Annotated in this window: 6 protein-coding genes, 1 tRNA gene, 2 rRNA genes and 1 other annotated feature; of the genes, 1 reads left to right on the top strand and 8 read right to left on the bottom strand. The window is 47.4% G+C overall.

Translation table 11 applies throughout. The annotated features are described in order from the left end of the window. The 5 genes from P402_RS0100935 to pdxS form a co-directional block, all read right to left on the bottom strand. Window positions 1-91: transfer RNA gene (locus P402_RS0100935), tRNA-Ser, on the bottom strand. Between the two features lie 137 nt (window positions 92-228). Then, the gene (gene serS, locus P402_RS0100930) at window positions 229-1,506 is read right to left on the bottom strand and encodes a serine--tRNA ligase (protein ID WP_026827018.1); all 1,278 of its coding nucleotides are present in this window, start codon (window positions 1,504-1,506) and stop codon (window positions 229-231) included. Between the two features lie 63 nt (window positions 1,507-1,569). Beyond that, window positions 1,570-1,778, bottom strand: a binding site (T-box leader). Between the two features lie 12 nt (window positions 1,779-1,790). Then, complete coding sequence (locus P402_RS0100925; protein ID WP_026827017.1) at window positions 1,791-3,038, bottom strand: D-alanyl-D-alanine carboxypeptidase family protein; 1,248 nt, start codon at window positions 3,036-3,038, stop codon at window positions 1,791-1,793. A 94-nt stretch (window positions 3,039-3,132) separates the two neighbouring features. Continuing rightward, window positions 3,133-3,711 carry a pyridoxal 5'-phosphate synthase glutaminase subunit PdxT gene (pdxT, locus tag P402_RS0100920; RefSeq protein ID WP_026827016.1) on the bottom strand — a complete coding sequence of 193 codons (579 nt, stop codon included), beginning with the start codon at window positions 3,709-3,711 and terminating at the stop codon, window positions 3,133-3,135. After that, window positions 3,705-4,592 carry a pyridoxal 5'-phosphate synthase lyase subunit PdxS gene (gene pdxS / locus P402_RS0100915; RefSeq protein WP_026827015.1) on the bottom strand — a complete coding sequence of 296 codons (888 nt, stop codon included), beginning with the start codon at window positions 4,590-4,592 and terminating at the stop codon, window positions 3,705-3,707. Before pdxS ends, pdxT begins: the two co-directional genes overlap by 7 nt. Before the next feature lie 129 nt (window positions 4,593-4,721). On the opposite strand from pdxS, the gene pdxR reads away from it, so the two are divergent. Next, complete coding sequence (pdxR, locus tag P402_RS0100910) at window positions 4,722-6,116, top strand: MocR-like pyridoxine biosynthesis transcription factor PdxR (protein ID WP_026827014.1); 1,395 nt, start codon at window positions 4,722-4,724, stop codon at window positions 6,114-6,116. Between the two features lie 62 nt (window positions 6,117-6,178). Here pdxR and guaB read toward each other — a convergent pair whose 3' ends face one another. From guaB to P402_RS0100895, 3 genes are all read right to left on the bottom strand, one after another. Continuing rightward, window positions 6,179-7,645, bottom strand: a complete 1,467-nt coding sequence (gene guaB, locus P402_RS0100905; RefSeq protein WP_026827013.1) for an IMP dehydrogenase — start codon at window positions 7,643-7,645, stop codon at window positions 6,179-6,181. Window positions 7,646-7,799: 154 nt separating this feature from the next. Further along, window positions 7,800-7,915 (bottom strand): 5S ribosomal RNA (gene rrf, locus P402_RS0100900). A 47-nt stretch (window positions 7,916-7,962) separates the two neighbouring features. Next, window positions 7,963-8,092, bottom strand: a 23S ribosomal RNA gene (locus tag P402_RS0100895); the annotation flags it as partial.

Here is an 8,092-nt window from a genome sequence, read left to right as displayed (position 1 = left end):
TGGAGGAGGCGGTGGGATTCGAACCCACGCACGGCTTTCGCCGCCTGACGGTTTTCAAGACCGTTCTCTTAAACCACTTGAGTACGCCTCCGTACTTATAATTGAGCGTTGTGTTGCACAAGCGCCTTCCTGACATAAATTATAATAGCATCTTGGTTTTATTGTGTAAAGCCTTTTTCTAAAAAAACTTTTTAAAAAATCAGAAGGGGGAAATCTCCCCCTTCCTACTTATCCTTGAATGACTTCAAGACCACCCATGTATGGGCGAAGTACTTCTGGAATAACAACTGATCCATCTGCTTGTTGATAGTTCTCAAGAATTGCCGCTACTGTCCGTCCGACCGCAAGTGCTGATCCGTTTAACGTATGTACGAATTCCGGTTTGGCATTCGCTTCCCGGCGGAAACGGATTTGTGCCCGGCGTGCTTGGAAATCTTCAAAGTTTGAGCAAGAAGAAATCTCACGGTAAACACCTTGGCTCGGCATCCAAACTTCGATATCATACTTCTTCGCAGCTGTGAAACCAAGATCCGCTGTACACATGCTGAGGACTTGATACGGGAGTTTGAGTAATTTCAAGACGTCCTCTGCTTGTCCTGTCAATAATTCGAGCTGTTCATATGATTCTTCCGGTTTGACGAAGCGGACCAGTTCCACTTTGTTGAATTGGTGCTGACGGATTAACCCGCGGGTATCACGGCCGGCAGAACCTGCTTCAGACCGGAAACATTGGCTGTAGGCTGCATAACCGATTGGTAATTGATCCGCTGACAGAATTTCGTCCCGGTGCATGTTCGTCACAGGTACTTCTGCTGTCGGGACGAGGAAATAGTTTGTGTCTTCGACTTTGAACGCATCTTCCTCAAACTTTGGAAGTTGCCCCGTTCCTGTCATAGAATCGCGGTTGACCATCAGTGGAGGCAGGATTTCCGTATAACCATTTTTATCCTGGTGTAAATCCATCATGAAGTTGATTAAGGCCCGCTCGAGACGCGCACCGGCGCCGCGGTAAAAGACGAAGCGACTGCCCGTTACTTTTCCGGCCCGTTCGACATCAACGATTTTTAACTGCTCCATCAAATCCCAGTGCGGTACAGCTTCAAAATCAAATGCCGGTTTGTCACCGACTTCCCGGATGACGACATTATCGTCTTCCGTAGAACCGATTGGCACACTATCATGGGGAATGTTTGGAATCCCGAGCAACAACAGGTTCAGTGTCGCTTCGACTTCACGCAATTCTTCATCAAGCGCTTTGACTTCATCGCCGACTTGACGCATTGCCGAAATCGCCTCATCCGCATTTTCTTTGTTGCGTTTCAGTTCTGCGATTTTTTTTGTTGCTTCATTGCGTTCTGCTTTCAGAACTTCTGTTTTCGCAATCAGTTCCCGGCGCTTTTCATCAAGTGCGATGAACCGGTTCATGTCCGTTAAATCTTCCCCCCGGTGTGCTAGTTTTTCTTGGATTGCGTCAAAATCCTGACGCAGACGTTTAATATCAATCATCTTATTTCCTCCTTTTTTTCAATAAAAAAAGGCAATCCATCCCTCTCCGGTTCTAAAAAACCGAAGAGGGACGAATCACCTGGATCCGCGTTGCCACCCTCATTGCTAGTCGTACTAGCCAACTCTAAAGACGCGATAACGGGCGTACCCGCACCTTGTTCGCAAGGTGTGTGATCCGGTTCGATTCAAAGTATCCTTCTGACTAGTTCGCACCACCCACTAGCTCTCTTAACAGAATAAATGCTTCTACTTGGTCCGTTCATGACATCATTATGAGATTAGCTTTACTTTACACTATCCCCTTTAAGGTTGACAAGGGTTGGTTGATGAATCGCTTGACTGATTTTTTTGGACCAGGCCGAAACTGCACGGAACAAGCGGGTCTGGAAGCTTGCCAGTTCAATCTTTTCAACACTGGTTACAGTGGCCTGAGGGACGGAAAATCCGGGTAAGTACCGTCCGGCGTCTTCCACTTGGACCGTCCCGATGATTTCGCCCTGCTTTAACGGTGCTTCGGCTTTTGAAAATTGAAAGACGGGCGGATGGGATTTCGTCTGATTTTTTAATACCGTCACGTACAAAGCGGTTTTCGTCACAACATCGTAGCGGGTTTGTTTGGCCCCTCGGATTGGTAACGCGCCTTTGATTTGTTCTCCTTTTCCGTAATACGTCAACGGTTCAAAAGAAGAAAAACCATAATCGAGCAGTTTTTTGGTTTCTGCGAATCGGGCTTTATCCGATTTGGTTCGCATGACGACCGAAACGAGCGTCAAATTGCCACGTGTCGCGACACTCGCGAAACAGTAACCGGCAAGATCCGTCGTTCCGGTCTTCATTCCCCGCATTCCACTGTAAGCGTACGGTTGACGCGGTAACATCTTATTGGAGTTTTCCACTTTTTCTCCGTTGATTGTGACCACTGAGCGTTTCGTGACATCTAATACATCCGGATAGTCTTGAATGTAACGGATGATCAAAAGCGAGATATCCATCGCCGTCATCAAGTTCGTTCCCGGTAATGTCGCATCGACAGCATCCAGTCCCGATGCATTCGCATATTCCGTGTCTTTCATCCCTAGTGCAGCTGCTGTTTCATTCATCCGTTCGACGAATTGTTTTTCCGTTCCTGCCATGACTTCTGCCAGTAGGACGGCCGCATCGTTGGCCGATTTAATGAAGGCTGCATCATACAGTTCCCGAATCGTATACGTTGTTTTCCGAATCGGCAGACGGGCAATTCCTTGTGTTTTCGCGAGCTTCAGCACTTTTCCGCTTGGTCGGACCGTCTGATTCCATGACAGCTTTTTTTGCTCAATTTGCTGACGGACTAAATAAAGTGTCATCAATTTTGTCATCGAAGCCGGCGGCAGAGCCAAATCAGCCTGTTCAGCCAATAAAATCTTACCTGTCACAGCATCGACCATTATGTAAGATTCCGCCTGAATGTCCGGTGTTTCCGCATAGCCTGTCATCGGTGACAAACCAGCAGTCAGTATAAGTACACTCAGGAAGAGTGTGAAAAGACGTTTCATCGGTCCTCTCCTTCAAATGATGTTCTATCTTTTCAGTGTAGCATAAAAAAAGAAACCGACAGCCGGAAACTGACGGTTTCTCTTTTACTTTTGATCAAATCGAAACAGCTGTCCGCTGTCTGATTTTTTGAATGAAATAGTCATGAAGACGTCGATCTGAAGTTAACTCTGGATGGAAGGAGCAGGCGAGATGGAGATCCGTCTCGACGGCAACGGCTGCTGCACCCATCGTAGCTAAGACACGTACCCCTTCTCCCACCTGTTCGACAAAAGGAGCCCGGATAAAAACAGCTTCGATGTCCTGCCCCACTCCTTCGACAATCAAGGATGTTTCAAAACTGTCGACTTGTCTTCCAAACGCATTTCGCTTTACCGTCATCGGGATGGCTCGTAAATGTGCAGGACCTTCACTCAATTCACTTGCCAGTAAGATCATCCCGGCACATGTACCGAACATCGGCAATGTGTCGACTTGACGCCGCAAGACATCCAGCAGTCCATACCGATCCATCAACCGGCGTATCGTCGTTGATTCTCCGCCCGGTAAGATTAAGCCGTCGATCCCGTCCAAGTCCGCAGCCGACTTGACGATCATCGTTTTGACTCCGAGTGCATGAAGCATCTCCTGATGTTCGCGTACGGCACCTTGGACAGCTAATATACCAATCACCATCCGCGTGGTGCCATCCGTTCTTCAAACGGCATCGACGTCACATCAATTCCTTTCATTGCTGTCCCGAGTCCTCTCGAAAGGTGGGCGATCCGTTCGAAATCATCTTTATACGTCACGGCTTCAACGATAGCTTTCGCGACACGTTCCGGATGTTCCGACTTAAAGATACCAGAACCTACAAACACACCATCAGCTCCGAGATGCATCATCAACGCGGCATCGGCTGGGGTCGCAATTCCACCAGCTGCAAAATTCACGACCGGAAGACGTCCTGTTGTCTGAATCTGTTGTAACACTTCGTAAGGTGCTCCCCACTCTTTAGCACGTGTCATCAATTCGTCGGGTTGTGAATGGAGAATCTGATGGAGTTGCGCCTGAATCTTCCGCATATGACGGACAGCTTCCACGACATTGCCCGTCCCGGGTTCCCCTTTTGTCCGAATCATTGCCGCCCCTTCTGCAATTCGTCGTGCCGCCTCCCCTAAATCACGGGCTCCACAGACAAACGGGACCGTAAACGACGACTTCAACAAATGATATTCTTCGTCTGCTGGTGTCAGGACTTCACTTTCATCGATAAAATCGACGCCTAATGATTCAAGAACCCGTGCTTCCACGATATGTCCGATGCGGCACTTAGCCATCACCGGAATCGACACTGCCTGCAAGACGTCTTCTGTAATCAGTGGATCGGCCATCCGTGCCACTCCACCATCACGCCGGATATCGGACGGTACCCGTTCCAGTGCCATGACGGCCACCGCACCAGCAGCTTCTGCGATTTTAGCCTGCTCTGCATTCACGACATCCATGATGACGCCACCTTTTTGCATTTCGGCCATCCCCCGTTTGACACGATCTGATCCTTGTTGTCGTTCCATCATTTTGAACTCCCCCTAGACATTAATAGTATTTCCAATCGGTGATACTTTTTAGTATATTCTTCGTTGACTATTTTAAAAGTATCAGTTTATGATGAATTAACCAGGTCAGTAAAAAGGAGATAATCTATGGACATGTTATCGTTTGCGTTAATACGGGAGGGCAACCGTCCGTTGTATGAACAGCTGTATCAGCAAATCCGTCAGGAAATCATTGAAGGACGCCTGGCCTACGGGACGAAATTACCTTCAAAACGAAAGCTTGGTCAGTTTTTAAATCTCAGCCAGACGACCATCGAACTGGCTTATCAACAATTGGTCGCAGAAGGATATGTCGAATCCGTTTCCCGGAAAGGTTACTTCGTCTTAGCATACGAAGAGCTGGCATATGTCAAAACAACGCCTTTGCCGACAAGCCAACGGACAAATCAAAAACCGGCCATGCGGTACGATTTTCATCCAAGTAAAATCGACGGCTCCTCATTTCCTTTTTCACGTTGGCGAAAACATGCCAAGGATGTCATTGATGAACAAAACCAATCACTCGTCTCCCTCGGACATCCGCAAGGTGATTTAGCGTTACGTCTTGAGATTGCGACGTACCTTTATCATTCACGAGGGGTCGTCTGTTCTCCAGAACAGATCATCATTGGTTCCGGCGTCGAACAACTTCTGCCGCAAATCATCTTTTTGTTAGGAAAATCGACGACTTATGGTATTGAAGATCCCGGGTATCATGCGACACGCTTAATCCTTGAAAGTCATGAACGAAAGACCATTCCGATTCCTGTCGACCAAAATGGTTTAACGATTCATTCTCTGATTCAAAGTCCAGCCGATGTGATGTATGTGACACCAGCCCACCAGTTCCCGTCCGGCAGTATTCTATCTGTCAATCGACGCCGGCAGCTGCTGAACTGGGCAGCTGAATCGGATAGCCGTTATATCATTGAAGATGATTATGACAGTGAATTCCGGTACAGTGGAAAATCAATTCCTTCCTTGCACAGTATGGACAGTGAGCGGGTGATTTACCTGAGTACATTTTCAAAATCGTTAATGCCGTCCCTTCGAATCGGATACATGGTGCTGCCCCGCCCTTTACTAGAACGATATCAAACTGAATTTCCGTACTACACGTGCAGTGTCTCCCGATTTGATCAAACGATTTTGACACGCTTCATGAAAGAAGGCGACTTTGAGAAACATTTAAACCGGATGCGAAAAATCTATCGCCGGAAACTCGATGTCGTCGTTCACGCTCTGCGGGAGGTTCCGTTTCTGCGATTGACGGGGGAAAGTGCCGGCCTTCATATCGTACTTTCCGTCTCGAATGGGATGGACGAACAGGAGTTACTGCGACGGGCGAACGAATCTTCCATTCAAGTGTACGGTTTATCAGATTATGCCCAACTGCCGTTATCCACAGCTCATCCACAGATTGTCCTCGGATTTGCCAGTCTGACAGAACACCAGTTGAATCAAGGACTCACTGAACTTGTTGAAGCTTGGCAGTTACAGTAAGGTTATCCACAAGGTTATCCACAAAAAAACCCTGCGACCTTCATAGGCCGCAGGGTGTTGAATTATTGACGTGTATAGTTTGAGGCTTCTTTTGTAATTTGAATGTCGTGAGGATGGCTTTCCTGTAAACCTGCACCTGTCATCCGGATAAACTGTGTTTCTTCACGTAATTCTTCAAGTGAAGCAGAACCACAGTATCCCATTCCTGAACGAATGCCTCCAACGAGTTGATAAACAGAGTCACCCAGTTTACCGCGATACGCAACCCGACCTTCGATTCCTTCTGGAACAAACTTCTTGTCTGCTTCTTGGAAATAACGATCTTGGCTACCACGCTTCATTGAAGCTTCCGATCCCATACCACGATACGTCTTGAATTGACGACCTTGATAAATTTCCATTTCTCCCGGACTTTCCTCTACACCAGCAAGCAAGCTACCTAACATGACAGCATGACCTCCTGCTGCGAGTGCTTTGACGATATCCCCTGAATACTTAATTCCACCATCAGCGATAATCGAGATACCGTGCTTACGGGCTTCTGTCGCACAATCAAAGACGGCCGTGATTTGCGGAACCCCGACTCCTGCAACGACACGCGTCGTACAAATCGATCCCGGCCCAATTCCGACTTTGATGACTGAAGCACCTGCTTCAATCAAATCACGTGTCGCTTCAGCTGTTGCCACGTTTCCTGCGATGATCGGCAAGTTCGGATATTCATCACGAAGTTCACGTACCTTCACGAGAACCCCTTCTGAGTGACCGTGTGCCGTATCGACGACCAATGCGTCAACTCCTGCATCTACGAGGAACTTGGCACGAACCGATGCATCTTTTGTGACACCGACAGCTGCTGCGACGAGCAGACGTCCAAATGAATCTTTTGCTGCATGGGGATATTGCTCAACTTTTTCAATATCCTTTGTCGTAATCAAACCTTTCAAAACACCGTTCTCATCAACAAGTGGTAACTTTTCAATCCGATGTTTGTGGAGAATCTGTTCTGCTTCTTCTAAAGAGGTACCGACTTTTGCTGTGACCAGTTCTTCCGTCGTCATGACCGTTTCAATGACCGTCGAGTAGTCTTTTACGAAACGAAGATCACGGTTCGTTAAGATACCGACCAGTTTGCGTTCCGTTTCATTATTGACGATTGGAACACCTGAAATCCGGTATTTACTCATCAAATATTCAGCATCATAAACCTGTCGTTCTGGCGTGAGATAAAACGGGTTTGTAATGACACCATTCTCAGAACGTTTAACACGATCAACATGCTCGGCTTGATCTTCCATCGACATATTCTTGTGAATAACGCCAAGACCGCCTTGACGTGCCATTGCAATTGCCATTGGAGCTTCTGTTACAGTATCCATTCCAGCACTGATTAGAGGAATGTTTAATGTAATTCCTTCGCATAGTGTTACCGACAAATCAACATCTCTCGGTAAGACACTTGAACGACGTGGTACGAGCAAGACGTCATCAAACGTCAAGCCTTCTTTAGCAAATTTGTTCTCCCACATGTTATCCACTCGCTTTCTCTTCTATAAAAGAATATTGATGTTATGGTAACAAGCGAAAGGTGTCATGTCAATGACTCCACCAATAATCAGAACAATCTGAAGTTTCACATAACACAAAAAGACCGACCTGCAGATGCAGATCGGTCTCTTACTTGCCTGGCAACGTCCTATCCTCACAGGGGGAAGCCCCCAACTACTTTCGGCGTTCAAGTGCTTAACTTCCGTGTTCGGCATGGGAACGGGTGTGACCACTTGGCTATCGTCACCAGACGACGGGCTCGCGCCCTCAAAACTGAAGTCATCAACAATGCATCTGCTAGAACAAGGCCTCGACCGATTAGTATCACTCAGCTCCGCATGTCGCCATGCTTCCACCCGTGACCTATCTACCTCATCGTCTCTGAGGGGTCTTTCTTGATTACTCAAAGGGAAATCTCATCTTGGAGG

It is taken from the genome of Exiguobacterium sibiricum 7-3, from assembly GCF_000620865.1.
In the GTDB taxonomy this organism is placed as follows: domain Bacteria; phylum Bacillota; class Bacilli; order Exiguobacteriales; family Exiguobacteriaceae; genus Exiguobacterium_A; species Exiguobacterium_A sibiricum_A.
This window is presented reverse-complemented; position numbering and strand designations above follow the sequence as displayed.

Excerpts from the sequence above, each read along its gene's own strand:
- serS (WP_026827018.1), bottom strand. The coding sequence starts at position 1,506 with ATGATTGATATTAAACGTCTGCGTCAGGATTTTGACGCAATCCAAGAA.
- P402_RS0100925 (WP_026827017.1), bottom strand. The coding sequence starts at position 3,038 with ATGAAACGTCTTTTCACACTCTTCCTGAGTGTACTTATACTGACTGCT.
- pdxT (WP_026827016.1), bottom strand. The coding sequence starts at position 3,711 with ATGGTGATTGGTATATTAGCTGTCCAAGGTGCCGTACGCGAACATCAG.
- pdxS (WP_026827015.1), bottom strand. The coding sequence starts at position 4,592 with ATGGAACGACAACAAGGATCAGATCGTGTCAAACGGGGGATGGCCGAA.
- pdxR (WP_026827014.1), top strand. The coding sequence starts at position 4,722 with ATGGACATGTTATCGTTTGCGTTAATACGGGAGGGCAACCGTCCGTTG.
- guaB (WP_026827013.1), bottom strand. The coding sequence starts at position 7,645 with ATGTGGGAGAACAAATTTGCTAAAGAAGGCTTGACGTTTGATGACGTC.